Raw genomic sequence first — 17194 nt, forward strand, 5'->3', positions numbered from 1 at the left:
TCGGTGATCCGATGGACGGGGTATCAACATATCTGGCGTTGACTTTTGGCACGCTGTTGAGTTCTCAAGGAACGGTCGCTTCCTTTGTACTCACCCTCTCGGGCTTTCCTCCGGGCTTCCCTTCGGTCTTGCGTTTCCGACTCTATCAGATCCTTTTCGATCCGATTTCCTCGGTGCTTTCCAGGTTCCCGCTTTCGCGTTTCCCTTTCCGGCGGACCCGACTTTATCAGAAGTTCTGAGTCGGATTTTCCTTCCCGGCCGGGCATGGTCCCCGGTGCCTAAGTTGGCCCGGGTGCCCCGTCGGGAGGAGTTGTAAACCTACTGGAGCGGGGCGCCTCGATGCAAATCGAGGCGCCCCGCTCCCAGTTGGGCCTTGCTCAGGCCCGACGGACCGTCAGACCTCCACCACCACAGGCAGGATCATCGGACGGCGCCGGTAGGTGTCCGAGACCCACTTGCCCAGCGTGCGGCGTACGAGCTGCTGAAGCTGGTGGGGCTCGACCACGCCGTCCTGCGCGGAGCGTTCGAGTACCTCCGTGATCCGGGGGACCACGTCAGCGAAGGCGGAATCCTCGATGCCGGAGCCGCGGGCCTGGATGTGCGGGCCGCCGGTGATCTTCCCGGTGGACGAGTCGATGACGAGGAAGACCGAGATGATGCCCTCGTCGCCGAGGATCCTGCGGTCCTTCAGCGCCGGCTCGCCGACGTCACCGACCGAGAGGCCGTCGACGTAGACGTAGCCCGCCTGGACCTTGCCGGAGATCTTGGCCTTGCCTTCGACGAGGTCGACGGCGACGCCGTCCTCGGCGATGACGATGCGGTCGTGCGGGACGCCGGTCAGGGCGCCCAGCTCGGCGTTGGCCCGCAGGTGGCGCCATTCACCGTGCACCGGCATCAGGTTCTTCGGGCGGCAGATGTTGTAGAAGTACAGCAGCTCGCCCGCGGAGGCGTGGCCGGAGACGTGGACCTTGGCGTTGCCCTTGTGGACCACGTTGGCGCCCCAACGAGTGAGGCCGTTGATCACGCGGTAGACCGCGTTCTCGTTGCCGGGGATCAGGGACGACGCGAGGATCACCGTGTCGCCCTGGACGATGCGGATCTGGTGGTCGCGGTTGGCCATGCGGGACAGGGCCGCCATCGGTTCGCCCTGGGAGCCCGTGCAGACCAGGACGACCTCGCTGTCCGGGAGGTCGTCGAGCGTCTTGACGTCGACCACCAGGCCCGGGGGGACCTTCAGGTATCCGAGGTCCCGCGCGATGCCCATGTTGCGGACCATGGAGCGGCCGACGAAGGCGACCCGGCGGCCGTACTCGTGTGCGGCGTCCAGGATCTGCTGGATGCGGTGCACATGGCTGGCGAAGCTCGCGACGATGATGCGCTTGCGGGCGCCGGCGAAGACCTGGCGCAGGACGTTGGAGATCTCCCGCTCGGGCGGGACGAAGCCCGGCACCTCGGCGTTCGTCGAGTCCGAGAGGAGGAGGTCGATGCCTTCCTCGCTCAGACGTGCGAAAGCGTGCAGGTCCGTGAGGCGGCTGTCCAGCGGGAGCTGGTCCATCTTGAAGTCGCCGGTGTGGACCGCCATGCCCGCGGGCGTGCGGATGGCCACGGCCAGTGCGTCCGGGATGGAGTGGTTGACGGCGATGAACTCGCAGTCGAAGGGCCCGATGCGCTCACGGTGCCCCTCCGCCACCTCCAGGGTGTAGGGGCGGATGCGGTGCTCCTGGAGCTTGGCCTCGATGAGGGCGAGGGTCAGCTTGGAGCCGATCAGCGGGATGTCGGGCTTCTCGCGCAGGAGGAAAGGGACACCGCCGATGTGGTCCTCGTGCCCGTGCGTGAGCACGATGCCCTCGATGTCGTCGAGGCGATCCCTGATGGACGAGAAGTCCGGCAGGATCAGGTCGATGCCGGGCTGCTCCTCCTCGGGGAAGAGCACGCCGCAGTCGACGATGAGAAGGCGGCCGCCGAATTCGAAGACCGTCATGTTGCGGCCGATCTCGCCGAGGCCGCCGAGCGGGGTGACGCGCAGGCCGCCTTCGGGGAGCGGCGGGGGCGTGCGGAGTTCGGGATGCGGATGACTCAAAAGACTCTCCTCACCACGCACGCCACGTACCGGTGGGCACGTGGCGCGCGTGACGTTCGTGCAGAAGCAGTTGTCTGTGTGGGGTGCGCGGGCACCGGTGGCCCGCTTATTCAGTTGTGAAGCAGGTGCGCGGGGGTCCGCGCGAAGTCTGATGTCAGAGCTGTACCCCGCCCGCGGCAAGATCGATCTTGAGTTGCTCGATCTCCTCGGGCGCGCACTCGACCATGGGGGCACGCAGGGGCCCGCTGGGCAGTCCCTGCAGGGCGAGGGCGGCCTTGGTCGTCATGACGCCCTGCGTGCGGAACATACCCGTGTAGACGGCGAGCAGTCGCTGGTGGATCTCGGTGGCCTTCTGGACGTCGCCCGAGGTGTACGCCTCGACGAGAGCGCGCAGCTCGGGGGTGACGACGTGGCCGACGACCGAGACGAAGCCGACCGCCCCGACCGAGAGCAGGGGCAGGTTCAGCATGTCGTCGCCGGAGTACCAGGCGAGGCCGGAGCGGGCGATGGCCCAGCTGGCGCGGCCGAGGTCGCCCTTGGCGTCCTTGTTGGCGACGATCCGCGGGTGCTCGGCGAGGCGGACGAGCGTCTCGGTGTTGATCGGGACGCCGCTGCGGCCGGGGATGTCGTAGAGCATCACCGGAAGGCCGGTGGTGTCGGCGACGGCCGTGAAGTGCCGGTAGAGGCCTTCCTGCGGGGGCTTGTTGTAGTACGGGGTCACGACGAGCAGGCCGTGAGCGCCGACGCGCTCCGCCGCCCGGGCGAGCTCCATGCTGTGGTGGGTGTCGTTGGTGCCGACTCCGGCCACCACGTGGGCTCGGTCGCCGACCGCCTCCAGGACCGCCCGTACGAGATCCGCTTTCTCCGCGTCGCTGGTGGTCGGGGACTCGCCGGTGGTGCCGTTGATGACCAGGCCGTCGTTGCCTGCGTCCACCAGGTGGGCGGCGAGCCGCTGCGCGCCGTCGAGGTCGAGTGCGCCGTCCGCCGTGAAGGGCGTGACCATGGCGGTGAGGACCCGCCCGAAGGGGGTCTGCGGAGTCGAGGTCGGAGCCATGGGTTACACGCTACTCGTTGCTCAGGACCGGGTCTGCCCATGGGGCAGGCGACAAGTCGTGACAAAGGTGGAGCCCGGCACTGCCTGCTCGGGGGTTCAAGCAGTGCCGGACCCGTTTGATCAGGCTAGATGAACTTCTCCAAATGCCGCAATACGGACACTTCGCGCGGCTGAACCGTACATCTGTACCTGACCAGGTGACCTGGGCCGCGTTACGGCGCCACGCGTCCATTCCCGTTGAAGGCCGCGTAGGTGAGCGGCATGAGCCGAGCCCACTCGGCCTCCATCTTCTCGCCGACCATCTCGATCTCGCGCTGGGGGAAGGAGGGGACCTTCGCCAGCTCGTGCTGGGTGCGCAGGCCGAGGAAGTGCATCAGCGAGCGGGCGTTGCAGGTGGCGTACATCGAGGAGTACAGGCCGACCGGGAGGACGGCACGGGCCACCTCGCGGGCGACGCCGGCGGCGAGCATCTCCTGGTAGGCCTCGTACGCCTGCCGGTACGAGTCCTCCATGACGCGGCCGGTCAGCTCCTGCTGGGCCTGGGTGCCCTCGACGAAGACGTACTTGCCCGGGCGGCCCTCCTGGACCAGCTTGCGGGACTCGTCGGGGACGTAGAAGACGGGCTGGAGCTCGCGGTAGCGGCCGCTCTCCTCGTTGTACGACCAGCCGACGCGGTGCCGCATGAACTCGCGGAAGACGAAGATCGGGGCGCTGATGAGGAAGGTCATCGAGTTGTGCTCGAAGGGGCTGCCGTGCCGGTCCCGCATCAGGTAGTTGATCAGGCCCTTGGAACGCTCGGGGTCCTTCTTCAGCTCGTCCAGCGACTGCTCGCCGAGGGTCGAGACGCGGGCGGCGAAGAGGACGTCCGCGTCGGACGCGGTGTGCTTGACCAGCTCGACGGTGACGTCGCTGCGGTAGCTGGGTTTGAGGTCGTCGGCGGGAGTGTCGGTCACGGTTGGCAGGGCCTTCCCATCTCGTCGTGTGGCGACGCCACTCTACGGCCCGGCCGATTCGGCACGATCGGTGGCGTGCCGCAATGAAGTTGGTGAAACAGGGCACCTCTGAGGGAGTTCGTTCGTCTCTACAGACGAAAGTGATCCGTTCCACCCTTGAAGGAGACGTACCCCTGATGTTCGGTCGGCGTGAACCCGTACCGTTTGCCTTCGTCGCCGAGGCCGACAGGTTCCGCAGCAATGTCACTCCCCCGCCTCGCGAGCGGTCCTCCGTCGGTCAGATGGCCGGGCGTTGGCTGCTGGGGCTCACCATCGTGGCGGGGCTCGTGGGGTCCCTGGTCGTCGGGACGCCCGCGCTGACGCCCGGCAAGACGACTGATCAGCCTCAGCAGTCGCAGGCGTCCGACAGGCGCTGAAGCGCACCGCTGCGGCGGTGACTCCATCCGGCCCCCCGCCAGTGGTGACCGGGCACACAGATCGGTAGCCTCACCGGGCACAGCCCACGCATGGATCGAGTGAGGACCCGCCGTGCCCCTGCCCTTCCTGACGGCCGACCGCGTTTTCGAGGCGACGGACGACGTTCCGTTGCCCTACGACGACCGTGACCGCTGGCGGCGGCCGTACCGGCCGGGGCCCTGGCGCGTCGGCGTCGCGGCGCTCGCGCTGCTGCTCGCCTCGTTCGTGCTGTTCGCGGCCGTCATCATCGCCGCGACGGCCGAACCGGCTTCGGCCGCCGTGGTGTTCGCGCTCGCGCTGGTCGTCATCGCCGCGGCGCTGCGGCTGCTGCGCATGGGCGTGTGGGTCAGCGCGCGCGGGCTGCGGCACGTGGGTTTCCTCACGACGCGTACGGCGTCCTGGGAGCAGGTCGTCTCCGTGCGTACGGCGCAGCAGCCGGTGCGCTGGCTGGGGCTGCCCCGGACCGTGCAGGGGCAAGCGCTGCTGCTCGGCCGCCGGGGCCAGGACGCTGCCGGCCCGACGCCGTTGATGACGACGCACAACGCGGACTTCCTGGGCCGCGCGGAGGCGTTCGACCGGGCGGCGGACTCGGTGGAGGCGTGGGCCGAGGAGTACGGCCCACGCTGACGCCCTCGACCGTATGACGGCGGGGCCGGACCGTGAGAACGGTCCGGCCCCGCCGTCATGAGTGGGCCGCGGCTCAGGCCGCTTCGGACTGCTTGCCGTCGTGCAGGGCGATCGCGTGCTGCATCGCCCTGCGAGCGCGCGGGGTGTCGCGGGCGTCGTGGTAGGCGACGGCGAGGCGGAACCAGGTGCGCCAGTCGTCGGGGGCGTCCTCCGTCTCGGCCTTGCGCCTGGCGAAGACCTCGTCGGCCGAGTCGCGGTCGATGCGGCCGCTGGGGGTGCGCCGCAGTTCGTCGACGGGCAGCCCGCCCTCGGCGTCGAGTTCGGCGGCGAGTTGATTGGCCCTGCGGGCGAACTGGGTGTTCTTCCACAGGAACCACAGGCCGATGACCGGCAGGATCAGCACGGCGACACCCAAGGTGACGGTGAGGGGCGTGCCGGTTTCGATGAGCAGGACGCCACGGCTGCCGACCAGGACGAAGTAGACGACCAGGACGGCGGCGGTGACGGCGTAGGTGAGCTTCGCGCGCATGACGGTCAGGGGCTCAGTTCAGGTCCAGAAAGTGTTCCAGGCCGAACGTCAGGCCCGGGGTGCTCACCACGCGGCGGGCGCCGAGCAGGATGCCCGGCATGAAGCTGCTGTGGTGGAGCGAGTCGTGCCGGATGGTCAGCGTCTCGCCCTCGCCGCCCAGCAGGACCTCCTGGTGGGCCAGCAGGCCGCGCAGGCGGACGGAGTGCACGGGGATGCCGTCGACGTCCGCCCCTCGCGCGCCGTCCAGGGCCGTCTCCGTGGCGTCCGGTGCCGGGGCCGCACCCGCCTCGGCACGAGCCGACGCGATGAGCTGGGCGGTGCGCGTGGCGGTGCCCGACGGGGCGTCGACCTTCTTCGGGTGGTGGAGTTCGATGACCTCCACCGACTCGAAGTACGGTGCCGCGATCTGCGCGAACTTCATGTTCAGGACGGCCCCGATGGAGAAGTTCGGCGCGATGAGCACGCCCGTCTCGGGTGCGGCGGAGAGCCAGCCGTTCAGCTGCGCGAGGCGCTCGTCGGTCCAGCCGGTGGTGCCGACGACCGCGTGGATGCCGTGGCCGACGCAGAACTCGAGGTTGGCCATGACCGAGTCGGGCGTGGTCAGTTCGACCGCGACCTGGGCGCCGGATTCGGTCAGTGTCTCCAGCTTGTCGCCCCGGCCGAGGGCGGCGACCAGTTCCATGTCCTCGGCGGCTTCGACGGCTCGTACGGCTTCCGAGCCGATCCGGCCCTTGGCGCCGAGGACCGCCACGCGCAGCTTGCTCATCTCTTGTGCTTCCTTCACCAGGGGGATTGTCAGGCGACGGCGTCGTTCAGGCGGGCCGCCTGTTTGTCCTTGAGTGGGCCGATGACCGACAGGGAGGGCCGCCGTCCCAGGATCTCGCGGGCTACCTCGCGGACGTCGTCCGGGGTGACCGACGCGATCCGGGAGAGCATGTCGTCGACGGACATCTGCTCGCCCCAGCACAGCTCGCTCTTGCCGATACGGTTCATCAGCGCGCCGGTGTCCTCCAGGCCCAGGACCGTGGAGCCCTGGAGCTGGCCGATCGCCCGCCCGATCTCGTCGTCCGAGAGGCCGTGCTCGGCGACCTGGTCGAGTTCGTCGCGGCAGATCTTCAGCACGTCGTGCACCTGCGAGGGCCGGCAGCCGGCGTAGACGCCGAACAGGCCGCAGTCGGCGAAGCCCGAGGTGTACGAGTACACGCTGTAGGCGAGGCCGCGCTTCTCGCGGACCTCCTGGAAGAGGCGGGAGGACATGCCGCCGCCCAGGGCGGTGTTCAGCACGCCCAGCGCCCAGCGCCGTTCGTCCGTGCGGGCCAGGCCCGGCATGCCGAGCACGACGTGCGCCTGCTCGGTCTTGCGGTCGATCAGCTCGACGCGGCCCGCGGTGCGCAGGGCACGCGTGCCGCCGCGCGGGGCGACCGGGTCGGCGGCGAGGTCGTCGAAGGCGCCGGCCTTCTCGAAGGCGGCTCGGACCTGCCGGACGACCTTGGCGTGGTCGATGTTGCCGGCGCAGGCGACGACCAGGTGGGTCGGGTCGTAGTGCTTCTTGTAGAAGCGGCGGATGCGGTCGGCGGTGAGGGCGTTGACCGTGTCGACCGTGCCGAGGACCGGGCGGCCGAGGGGGTTGTCGCCGAACATCGTGTGCGCGAACAGGTCGTGCACGCAGTCGCCCGGGTCGTCCTCGGTCATGGCGATCTCTTCGAGGATGGCGCCCCGCTCGACGTTGACGTCGTCCTCGCGGATCAGCGAGCCGGTCAGCATGTCGCAGACGACGTCGATGGCGAGCGGCAGGTCGTTGTCGAGCACGCGTGCGTAGTAGCACGTGTACTCCTTCGCCGTGAACGCGTTCATCTCGCCGCCGACCGCGTCGAGCGCGGCAGAGATGTCCAGGGCCGACCTGCGGCTGGTGCCCTTGAAGAGCAGGTGCTCCAGGTAGTGGGTCGCGCCGTTCAGGGCCGGGGTCTCGTCGCGGGAGCCGACGTGCGCCCAGATGCCGAAGGTCGCGGAGCGGACCGAGGGCAGGGTTTCGGTGACGATGCGCAGGCCGCCGGGGAGGGTGGTCTTGCGGACCGTACCGATGCCGTTCTCGCCCTTGATGAGGGTTTGGGTACGGGCGACGGCCCGCGCCTCCGAAGAGGTGCGGGCCGTCGCCTTGGAGCGCTGGGACGTCACTTGTCGGCGTCGTCCTTCTTCTCGTCCGAGCCTTCCTCGCCCTCGATCACGGGGATCAGGGAGAGCTTGCCGCGGGAGTCGATCTCGGCGATCTCGACCTGGACCTTGTGGCCCACACCGAGGACGTCCTCGACGTTCTCCACGCGCTTGCCGCCGGCGAGCTTGCGGATCTGCGAGATGTGCAGCAGACCGTCCTTGCCCGGGAGCAGCGACACGAACGCGCCGAAGGTGGTCGTCTTGACGACCGTACCCAGGTAGCGCTCGCCGACCTCCGGCATGGTCGGGTTGGCGATGCCGTTGATCGTGGTGCGGGCGGCCTCGGCGGACGGTCCGTCGACCGCGCCGATGTAGATCGTGCCGTCGTCCTCGATCGTGATGTCGGCGCCGGTGTCCTCCTGGATCTGGTTGATCATCTTGCCCTTGGGGCCGATGACCTCGCCGATCTTGTCCACGGGGATCTTGACGGTGATGATCCGCGGGGCGTTCGGGGACATCTCGTCCGGCGTGTCGATCGCTTCCATCATCACGTCGAGGATGTGGAGGCGGGCGTCACGGGCCTGCTTGAGGGCCGCGGCCAGGACGGAGGCCGGAATGCCGTCCAGCTTGGTGTCGAGCTGGAGGGCGGTCACGAACTCCTTGGTGCCGGCGACCTTGAAGTCCATGTCGCCGAAGGCGTCCTCCGCACCGAGGATGTCGGTGAGGGTGACGTAGTGCGTCTCGCCCTCGATCTCCTGGGAGATCAGGCCCATGGCGATACCGGCGACGGGGGCCTTCAGCGGCACACCGGCGTTCAGCAGCGACATGGTGGAGGCGCAGACCGAGCCCATGGACGTCGAGCCGTTGGAGCTCAGCGCCTCGGAAACCTGGCGGATCGCGTAGGGGAACTCCTCGCGCGTCGGCAGGACCGGCACGATGGCGCGCTCGGCGAGGGCACCGTGGCCGATCTCGCGGCGCTTCGGGGAGCCGACGCGGCCCGTCTCACCGACGGAGTACGGCGGGAAGTTGTAGTTGTGCATGTAGCGCTTGCGGGTCACCGGGGAGAGGGTGTCCAGCTGCTGCTCCATGCGGAGCATGTTCAGGGTGGTGACGCCCAGGATCTGGGTCTCGCCACGCTCGAACACGGCGGAACCGTGGACCCGCGGGATGGCCTCGACCTCGGCGGCCAGGGTGCGGATGTCGGTGACACCGCGGCCGTCGATGCGCTTCTTCTCCTTGATGACGCGCTCACGGACCAGGGTCTTGGTCAGCGAGCGGTACGCGGCGGAGATCTCCTTCTCGCGGCCCTCGAACTCCGGGAGGAGCTTCTCGGCGGCGAGCGCCTTGACGCGGTCCAGCTCGGCCTCGCGCTCCTGCTTGCCGGGGATGGTCAGCGCGGAGGCGAGCTCCGGCTTGACGGCGGCGGTGAGGGCCTCGAGTACGTCGTCCTGGTAGTCCAGGAAGACCGGGAACTCGCCGGTGGGCTTGGCGGCCTTCGACGCGAGGTCGGCCTGGGCCTTGCAGAGCACCTTGATGAAGGGCTTCGCGGCTTCCAGACCGGCGGCGACGACCTCCTCGGTCGGCGCCTCGGCGCCGCCCTCGACCAGCTTGATGGTCTTCTCGGTGGCCTCGGCCTCGACCATCATGATCGCGACGTCGCCGTCCTCCAGGGTGCGGCCCGCGACGACCATGTCGAAGACGGCGTCCTCGAGCTCGGTGTGCGTCGGGAAGGCCACCCACTGGCCGTTGATCAGCGCGACGCGGACGCCGCCGATCGGGCCGGAGAAGGGCAGGCCGGCCAGCTGCGTGGACGCGGACGCGGCGTTGATCGCGACGACGTCGTACAGGTGGTCGGGGTTGAGCGCCATGATCGTGGCGACGACCTGGATCTCGTTGCGCAGGCCCTTCTTGAAGGAGGGGCGCAGCGGGCGGTCGATCAGGCGGCAGGTGAGGATCGCGTCCTCAGAGGGACGTCCCTCGCGGCGGAAGAAGCTGCCGGGGATCTTGCCGGCGGCGTACATCCGCTCCTCGACGTCCACCGTGAGGGGGAAGAAGTCGAGCTGGTCCTTGGGGTTCTTGGAGGCGGTGGTGGCCGACAGCACCATGGTGTCGTCGTCCAGGTACGCCACGGCGGAGCCGGCGGCCTGCTTGGCCAGGCGGCCCGTCTCGAAGCGGATGGTGCGGGTACCGAAGGCGCCATTGTCGATGACGGCCTCGGCGTAGTGGGTCTCGTTCTCCACTAGTGCTATCTCCTCGTCTTCGTCCCGTCGCTGCCCGTGTGGCAGGGGGACGGTTGCGGAGAAGCGCTCCGGGCTGTGCGGGCCGGTCTTCGATCGAAGCACCCGGGCTCACTTCCCCCGGGGGCCACTACCGAGGACCGGCGGCGGCTAGGTGCGCCTCTCCTCTTCTTGTTGTGCTGTGTCGTCCGTATTGCGTTGTGCTACCACACTACAAAGCAGCGGTGACACTCCGCACGTACAGCAAAGGGAGCGGTCCCCTTTCCTTCGGGAACCGCTCCCCTCACGGCGTCTTACTTGGCGCCCGCCGCACCGCGGCGGATGCCCAGGCGGTCGACCAGCGCACGGAAGCGCTGGATGTCCTTCTTCGCCAGGTACTGGAGAAGGCGGCGACGCTGACCCACCAGGATCAGCAGACCACGGCGGGAGTGGTGGTCGTGCTTGTGGGTCTTGAGGTGCTCGGTCAGGTCCGAGATGCGGCGCGAGAGCATGGCGACCTGGACCTCGGGGGAGCCAGTGTCGCCCTCCTTCTGGCCGAACTCGCTGATGATCTGCTTCTTCGTAGCGGCGTCGAGCGGCACGCGTACTCCTCGTAGTCTGTGATGGGCCACCGAGTGCCCCCGGTCTGTGTCTCGGGGGAGCTTCCGTTACTCGGGAGGCGGGGATCCGCTGAGCGCGGCCTCCAGAGCGCTGGGCTCCGGGGGTGCGTACACAAACGGCCGTCGACCAGGGTACCAGGCGGTCGGGATCCTCTTTGCCCCGGTCTCCGAAGCTCCCGGCCGGAGGGCAGGGGGCCACTAGGGTGAGCAGATTCGGATCGTTCGTACGTCGGGAAGGGGTCGCTGCGGCATGGCGGAGACGGCTGAGGAGATCAAGGCACGCAAGGAGCGGGAGCGGGACGAGCTGTACGCCCTCGACATCTCCGGTGTCGAGTGGCACAGCGCGCCGGGCACCGAGGATCACGAGGAGCGGGTCGAGATCGCCTACCTGCCCGAGGGGGCCGTGGCGATGCGGTCGTCGCTCGACCCGGACACGGTACTGCGCTACACGGAGGCGGAGTGGCGGGCATTCGTGCTGGGGGCGCGGGACGGGGAGTTCGATCTTGAGTCCTCGCCCCGCAATGGGGGGCCTGGCCCGGAGTGACGGTGGGCACCGGAGCCCTTACCGGGTCATCGGGCACTCCCCGAATGACCCGGTGATCGAGCCGACGAGCCCTGTGCGGCGCTGCCCGGTGGCGGTCTGCGCCGTGTCCGAGTGGGGAAGAGGGGTCCCGCGACGGCCCTGCGTCCTGCTTCGCTGGACGGCGGACCGACGCCCCGCTGCGTCGTTCGACGCTTCCTGTAGGTGCGTGGATCCCCCGCCCGGATGGGCGGGGTGAACACGGAGGGCAGCGGGGCGGGGCTCAGCTGGTCATCGAGCGGACTGCCGAGTACACGTCGAACACCGCCAGGGTCAGCGGCACCAGGGTCAGCAGTACGAAGCCCTCGGCGATCTCCAGGAAGCGTCCCCAGAACGGGGTGAGGCCGCCACGCGAGACGATCAAACCGATCGCCGTGACGAGCGCGGCCGCCACGGCGATCGCCGCGACGAGCCAGATGGTCCGGAGGTCGAGGTCGCTGCGGTCGCCCGTGAGGGCCTCGCGGACGACCGAGTGCGGCGGATTGAGTGCCAGCCCCAGGCCGAGCAGTACGAGACAGGCGAGACCGGCGGCCAGGACGGGGGCCACCTGGCCGGTGTACCGGAAGAGATGGGCGCGCATCAGCATGGCCAGGCCGGTCGCCAGGGCCAGGAGCTGGGCCCAGACGTTCTCGGAGAACCCGAGAACCGCCGAGGAACCGACGGCGAGCAGCGCGCAGCCGCCCACCAGACCGACCAGGAGTTCGTGTCCACGCCGCGCCTGGGCGGCGACCCGCTCGGCGTCGACCGGCTCCTGAGGGGCGGGGTCTGTGTCGTACGCGCTGCGCGGGGCCGTGTTCGGGGCGTCGAAGCCGATCGGCAGCCGGGCGAAGCGCATCGACAGCCCCGGCAGGAAGGCCAGGCCTCCGACGGCGATCGGGGCGCACAGGGCGGCGATCTCGGAAGGCGTCCAGTCGGCGAGGATCCCCGCGAACACGGCGATCAAGCTGACGGCGGAGGCCACGACGAAGGCGACGAACGGGCCGTCCCCGCTCGGCGAGCACAGGGTGAGCAGGACCGAGGCCAGCAGCACCGCCGCACAGGCGAGCAGGAACTGGAGCCGGCCGATGCCCTGTCCGTCGGCGAGCGGCAGGAGCCCCGAGCCGGCCACGCCGACGTTGGGGAGGGCGCCGAGCCCCAGGGCGATGGCCGAGGCCCGGTCGTCGTAGACCCGGGCGCGCACGCAGGCCAGGACGACCAGGAGGAGACCGGCGACGCCGGCGAGGATGCCGGGCAGGCTGTTCATGTCGTGCAGCGGGTCGCCCATCCAGGCCACGAAGGCGAGCAGGACCGGCAGGACGCCTCCCCCGGCGAGACCGGCCGCGCGCGTCAGGTCGCCGCTCCACAGGGTGCGCTCGCTGGTCACGGCGGAGGCGACCGCCTCGGAGACGTCGTCGAAGACGGCGGGCGGCAGCGACTCGGAGAACGGGCGCAGCGCGAGGAGTTCGCCGTCGAGGATGCGCTGGGCGGCGAAGGAACGGGCACTGTCGAGGACAGTGCCGTCACGGCGGACCAGGTGGTAGCCGACGGGCGCGCCCTCGGCGGGACTTTGCCGGGTGAGGGTCAGGATCTCCGGATAGAGGTCGGCGACCGGGATGTCGTCGGGCAGCGCCACGTCGATCCGGCTGTCGGGCGCGACGATGGTGACGCGGCAGAAACCGAGACCCGTGCCCGCCCCGGCGGGAGTTCCCGTACCGGGTCCCCTTCCGGTGGCTGCCGCGGAGGCCGTCATGCTCACCTGCTGCTCCCCCTCAGTGATGATTTTCTACCTACGGTGGGTACGGAAGTCCCACGCGGTTGTCGCTGTCCCCCGCAACCGGCCATCCGGCGAGGTCGTGGGAACAGCCCTGCGTGCCGTCGCCAGGGTTCCGCAGCCCGCCGGATCTCACGGAATGCCCCGTTTGCTCCGGCTCAACTCGCATGTGCCCACGCGAACTTCCGGCACCCTATCGCCCCTTGTCCCCATTGCAGTCAGTAGGATCGCGCGGCGGCCTGCGTCCGCCTGACACGGGGCGGCGGACGGACTCTCGGGCTGGTCGAGGGAATGGATGTCAGTGAGCCACATCGTCGTGAAGCGCCCGCCTCGGGTGCTGCCGTCCGAAGTGCCCACGCAGGAGATCGTGCTGCAGCCTCCGCCCGAACTGCCGCGGGGCCACCGGGAGAGCGTGCTGATGCAACTCCTGCCGACGCTCGGCATGGGGGGCTCGGTGGTCTTCTTCTTCACGAGCGGGCAGCCGTTCATGAGGATCATGGGCATGATCATGATCGCCTCGACGATCGCCATGTCCGTGGCGATGGTGATCCGCTTCCGCCGAGGCTCCCAGGGGGAGTTGGCGGACATGCGCAGGGACTACTTGAGCTACCTGGGGCAGACCCGGGTCACCGCCGTCGAGACGGCGAAGGCACAGCGTGACGCGCAGTACTTCCTGCACCCCTCCCCCGAACAGCTGTGGGCCCTGGTCGCCGAGGGCAGCCGGGTGTGGGAACGACGCCCCGGCGACGAGGACTTCGCCCAGGTCCGCATCGGTCTCGGCGCGCAGGCCCTCGCCAGGGCACTCGTCGCCCCCGAGACCGCCCCTGTCGCGCAACTGGAGCCGCTGACCGCGGGTGCGATGCAGCGCTTCCTCGCCGTCCACAGCACCCTGGACGACCTGCCGATGGCGGTCTCGTTGCGGGCGTTCTACCACGTCACGATCAGCGGCGATCCGCAGTCCGTACGGTCCTCCGCCCGGGCCATGGCCGGCTCGCTGGCCGCGCTGCACTCCCCGGAGGATCTGCTCATCGTGGTCGCGGCGGGCCGCGAGGCACTGCCCCACTGGGAGTGGGCCAAGTGGCTGCCGCACGTGCAGGCGCCCGGTGCCGTGGACGGAGCGGGCAGCCGCAGGCTGATCGACAGCGACAGCCGTGAGCTGGAGAACCTGCTCGCCACCCGGCTGACCGGCCGCCCGCGCTTCCACCCGAACGCGGCACCCCTGCCGGAGGAGCCCCACATCGTCGTCGTACTCGACGGCCTCTCCCTGCCGCCGGACTCGGTCCTGGCCAATCCCGAGGGCCTCCAGGGCGTCACCGTCCTCGAGGTGGTCCCCGGCGATCTGAGCACGGGCGGCGGCGAGCTCTCCATCGTCGTACAGCCCGAAGCGCTGCACCTGGAGTCGGGACACGGCGTCGTCTACGAAGGGACCCCCGACGTCCTCTCCTATGAGTCCGCCGAGGCCCTCGCCCGGCAGCTTGCCCCGCTGCGGATGGCCTCGGGCGGCGACGACGACGAACCACTGCTCGCCAACCTGGAGTTCACCGATCTGCTGAACCTCGGTGACGCGGCGTCCGTCGACACCCAGCGCACCTGGCGGCCGCGGTCGCTGGCGGAGCGGCTGCGGGTGCCGATCGGGGTCGGCGAGGACGGCCGCCCCGTGATGCTGGACCTCAAGGAGGCCGCGCAGGAGGGCATGGGCCCCCACGGCCTGTGCGTCGGTGCCACCGGCTCCGGCAAGTCGGAGTTGCTGCGCACGCTGGTCCTGGGCCTCGCGGTCACTCATTCGTCGGAGACGCTGAACTTCGTCCTCGCGGACTTCAAGGGCGGAGCGACCTTCGCCGGGATGGCGCAGATGCCCCACGTGGCGGCCGTCATCACCAACCTCGCGGACGACCTCACCCTGGTCGACCGCATGGGCGACTCCATCCGCGGCGAACTCAACCGCCGCCAGGAGATGCTGCGCGACGCGGGCAACTACGCCAACATCCACGACTACGAGAAGGCCCGTGCGGCCGGTGCCGCCCTGCAGCCCATTCCGTCGCTGGTGCTGGTCATCGACGAGTTCAGCGAGCTGCTGACGGCGAAGCCCGACTTCATCGAGATGTTCGTACAGATCGGCCGCATCGGCCGGTCGCTAGGTGTGCATCTACTGCTGGCGTCGCAGCGCCTGGAGGAAGGCCGCCTGCGCGGTCTGGAAACGTACCTGTCGTACCGAGTCGGTCTGCGCACCTTCTCCGCCGCGGAGTCCCGCGCGGCGATCGGCGTACCGGACGCCTATGAGCTGCCGAACGTCCCGGGCTCCGGCCTCCTGAAGTTCGGTACGGACGAGATGGTTCGTTTCAAGGCGGCCTACGTCTCCGGCGTGTACCGCTCGGGCACGCAGCGAACCGCGCTGAGCGGCGGACCGCTGCCGATGAACCGGCGGCCGGTGCTGTTCACGGCGGCCGAGGTGCCGGTGCAGTACATGGCCGTGCCACAGCAGCGCCCTTCGGCTTCGGACGGCCCGGAGGTCGACGACGCGCTCGCCGACACCGTGCTCGACGTGATCGTGCGTCGGCTGGAGGCCCAGGGCCCGGCGGCACACCAGGTGTGGCTGCCGCCGCTTGACAGTCCGCCGCCGCTCGACGGGCTCCTGCCCGGCCTCACAGCGGTACAGGGCCGCGGCCTCACACAGCCGGGTTATGAAGGCGCCGGCCGCTTGGTCGTACCGGCAGGCCTGGTAGACAAGCCCTACGAGCAGCGCCGCGACCCGCTCTGGGTCGACTTCTCCGGCGCGGCCGGCCACATGCAGATCATCGGCGGCCCGCAGTCCGGCAAGTCGACGCTGCTGCGCACCCTGATCTCGTCGTTCGCGCTCACGCACACGCCGTACGAAGTGCAGTTCTACGGGCTTGACTTCGGCGGCGGCGGCATGGCGGCGGTGGCCGGACTGCCGCACGTGGGCGGGGTCGCCTCGCGTCTGGATCCTGAGCGGGTGCGGCGCACGGTGGCCGAGGTGTACGGCGTACTGAACCGCCGCGAGGAGTACTTCCGCTCCGCGGGCATCGCCTCGATCGCGGACTTCCGGGCCAGGCGAGCCCGGGGCGAGATCTCGGTCACGGATCAGCCCTGGGGTGACGTGTTCCTGGTCATCGACGGCTGGGGCAACTTCCGCGCGGACTACGAGGCGATGGACCAGGTGATCCACGACATCGCGGCGCGCGGTCTCGGATACGGCGTCCACCTGATCCTGACGGCCTCTCGCTCGATGGAGGTCAGGGCCAACCTCAAGGACCACCTGATGAACCGCCTGGAGCTGCGGCTCGGCGACACGATGGACTCCGAACTGGACCGCAAGGTGGCCGCGAACGTCCCGGCCGGCGTGCCCGGCCGCGGACAGGCGCCGCAGAAGCTGCATTTCATGGCGGCGGTGCCGCGCATAGACGGTCTCACCTCCGACACGGACCTGGCGGACGCCACGGCCGCCCTCGCCACCGAGGTCTCCCGGCACTGGCAGGCCCCCGGCGCCCCGGAAGTCCGCTTGCTGCCCCGCGAGTTCCCCGCCGATCAGCTCCCTCCGGGCGATCGCTTCCCACGCCGCGGCGTCGCCTTCGCCCTCGACGAGGACAACCTCGAACCGGTCTTCGTCGACTTCGAGCAGGACCCGTTCTTCCTCGTCTTCGGCGAGAGCGAGTCCGGCAAGTCGAACCTGCTGCGGCTGCTGATCCAGCAGCTGACGCAGCGGTACTCGGGCGACGAGGCGAAGCTGTTCGTCATCGACAACCGGCGCTCACTGCTGGACGTGACGCCGTCGTCGCACCTCGCCGAATACATCCCCATGTCCAACGCCATGGACCACCACATGGCCGCCCTGGCCGACCTCATGAAGCGCCGCACACCGACAGCCGACGTCACCGCCCAGCAGCTGCGGGACCGCAGCTGGTGGCGCGGACCCACGGTGTACGTCGTCATCGACGACTACGACCTCGTGGCCACGTCGAGCGGGAATCCGCTGGCCGGGTTGACGGAGCTGTTGCCGTTCGCCCGGGACGTGGGCGTGCGGTTCATCATCGCGCGGTCGACGGCGGGCGCGGGGCGGGCGTCTTACGAGGCGTTCATGCAGCGCGTGAAGGAGCTGGGGGCGCAGGGGGTCGTCCTGGCCGGCGATCCGGGTGAGGGGGATCTGCTCGGCGGGGTGC

Annotated in this window: 14 protein-coding genes; 5 read left to right on the forward strand and 9 right to left on the reverse strand. The window is 69.6% G+C overall.

All coding sequences use genetic code 11. The features are described 5' to 3' along the window. A partial coding sequence (locus tag K4G64_RS31415; RefSeq protein ID WP_221759331.1) for a hypothetical protein occupies positions 1 to 239 on the forward strand: 239 nt, incomplete at its 5' end. A gap of 155 nt (positions 240 to 394) precedes the next feature. On the opposite strand, the gene K4G64_RS31420 is transcribed toward K4G64_RS31415, so the two are convergent. From K4G64_RS31420 to thyX, 3 genes are all read right to left on the reverse strand, one after another. Beyond that, positions 395 to 2080 (reverse strand): ribonuclease J, encoded by a 1686-nt coding sequence (locus K4G64_RS31420; RefSeq protein WP_189594004.1) that lies wholly within the window; start codon positions 2078 to 2080, stop codon positions 395 to 397. Positions 2081 to 2234: 154 nt separating this feature from the next. Next, positions 2235 to 3134, reverse strand: a complete 900-nt coding sequence (gene dapA / locus K4G64_RS31425) for a 4-hydroxy-tetrahydrodipicolinate synthase (RefSeq protein ID WP_221759332.1) — start codon at positions 3132 to 3134, stop codon at positions 2235 to 2237. A 212-nt stretch (positions 3135 to 3346) separates the two neighbouring features. Next, the gene (gene thyX / locus K4G64_RS31430; protein ID WP_030853261.1) at positions 3347 to 4087 is read right to left on the reverse strand and encodes an FAD-dependent thymidylate synthase; all 741 of its coding nucleotides are present in this window, start codon (positions 4085 to 4087) and stop codon (positions 3347 to 3349) included. A 176-nt stretch (positions 4088 to 4263) separates the two neighbouring features. Here thyX and K4G64_RS31435 point away from each other — a divergent pair, with 176 nt between their 5' ends. Beyond that, on the forward strand, positions 4264 to 4503 hold the full coding sequence (locus K4G64_RS31435; RefSeq protein WP_221759333.1) for a hypothetical protein: 240 nt from the start codon (positions 4264 to 4266) through the stop codon (positions 4501 to 4503). 112 nt (positions 4504 to 4615) lie between these two features. After that, the gene (locus K4G64_RS31440; RefSeq protein ID WP_221759334.1) at positions 4616 to 5170 is read left to right on the forward strand and encodes a hypothetical protein; all 555 of its coding nucleotides are present in this window, start codon (positions 4616 to 4618) and stop codon (positions 5168 to 5170) included. 73 nt (positions 5171 to 5243) lie between these two features. On the opposite strand, the gene K4G64_RS31445 is transcribed toward K4G64_RS31440, so the two are convergent. The 5 genes from K4G64_RS31445 to rpsO all read right to left on the reverse strand — a co-directional run bounded on the left by K4G64_RS31445 (position 5244) and on the right by rpsO (position 10668). Then, entirely contained in the window at positions 5244 to 5699 is a 456-nt protein-coding gene (locus tag K4G64_RS31445; protein ID WP_221759335.1) for a hypothetical protein, read from the reverse strand. A gap of 13 nt (positions 5700 to 5712) precedes the next feature. After that, on the reverse strand, positions 5713 to 6465 hold the full coding sequence (gene dapB / locus K4G64_RS31450; protein WP_189594001.1) for a 4-hydroxy-tetrahydrodipicolinate reductase: 753 nt from the start codon (positions 6463 to 6465) through the stop codon (positions 5713 to 5715). Positions 6466 to 6494: 29 nt separating this feature from the next. Beyond that, entirely contained in the window at positions 6495 to 7874 is a 1380-nt protein-coding gene (locus K4G64_RS31455; protein WP_221759336.1) for a pitrilysin family protein, read from the reverse strand. Further along, positions 7871 to 10090 carry a polyribonucleotide nucleotidyltransferase gene (locus K4G64_RS31460; protein ID WP_221759337.1) on the reverse strand — a complete coding sequence of 740 codons (2220 nt, stop codon included), beginning with the start codon at positions 10088 to 10090 and terminating at the stop codon, positions 7871 to 7873. The genes K4G64_RS31455 and K4G64_RS31460 overlap by 4 nt, the downstream gene beginning before the upstream one ends. A gap of 290 nt (positions 10091 to 10380) precedes the next feature. Next, positions 10381 to 10668: a 30S ribosomal protein S15 gene (gene rpsO / locus K4G64_RS31465; protein WP_015657483.1), complete on the reverse strand. Its 288-nt coding sequence runs from the start codon at positions 10666 to 10668 to the stop codon at positions 10381 to 10383. A gap of 268 nt (positions 10669 to 10936) precedes the next feature. Here rpsO and K4G64_RS31470 point away from each other — a divergent pair, with 268 nt between their 5' ends. Continuing rightward, positions 10937 to 11230 carry a DUF397 domain-containing protein gene (locus K4G64_RS31470; protein ID WP_221759338.1) on the forward strand — a complete coding sequence of 98 codons (294 nt, stop codon included), beginning with the start codon at positions 10937 to 10939 and terminating at the stop codon, positions 11228 to 11230. Between the two features lie 259 nt (positions 11231 to 11489). On the opposite strand, the gene eccD is transcribed toward K4G64_RS31470, so the two are convergent. Beyond that, on the reverse strand, positions 11490 to 12995 hold the full coding sequence (eccD, locus tag K4G64_RS31475) for a type VII secretion integral membrane protein EccD (protein WP_221759340.1): 1506 nt from the start codon (positions 12993 to 12995) through the stop codon (positions 11490 to 11492). A gap of 322 nt (positions 12996 to 13317) precedes the next feature. Between eccD and eccCa the strand changes: the two genes are divergently transcribed. After that, the coding region (gene eccCa / locus K4G64_RS31480) for a type VII secretion protein EccCa (RefSeq protein WP_221759339.1) at positions 13318 to 17194 on the forward strand (3877 nt) is incomplete at its 3' end.

Source organism: Streptomyces sp. WAC04114 (genome assembly GCF_019733245.1).
Taxonomy (GTDB): Bacteria; Actinomycetota; Actinomycetes; order Streptomycetales; family Streptomycetaceae; genus Streptomyces; species Streptomyces massasporeus_A.

Excerpts from the sequence above, each read along its gene's own strand:
- dapA (WP_221759332.1), bottom strand. The coding sequence starts at position 3,134 with ATGGCTCCGACCTCGACTCCGCAGACCCCCTTCGGGCGGGTCCTCACC.
- K4G64_RS31435 (WP_221759333.1), top strand. The coding sequence starts at position 4,264 with ATGTTCGGTCGGCGTGAACCCGTACCGTTTGCCTTCGTCGCCGAGGCC.
- K4G64_RS31445 (WP_221759335.1), bottom strand. The coding sequence starts at position 5,699 with ATGCGCGCGAAGCTCACCTACGCCGTCACCGCCGCCGTCCTGGTCGTC.
- dapB (WP_189594001.1), bottom strand. The coding sequence starts at position 6,465 with ATGAGCAAGCTGCGCGTGGCGGTCCTCGGCGCCAAGGGCCGGATCGGC.
- K4G64_RS31470 (WP_221759338.1), top strand. The coding sequence starts at position 10,937 with ATGGCGGAGACGGCTGAGGAGATCAAGGCACGCAAGGAGCGGGAGCGG.
- eccD (WP_221759340.1), bottom strand. The coding sequence starts at position 12,995 with ATGACGGCCTCCGCGGCAGCCACCGGAAGGGGACCCGGTACGGGAACT.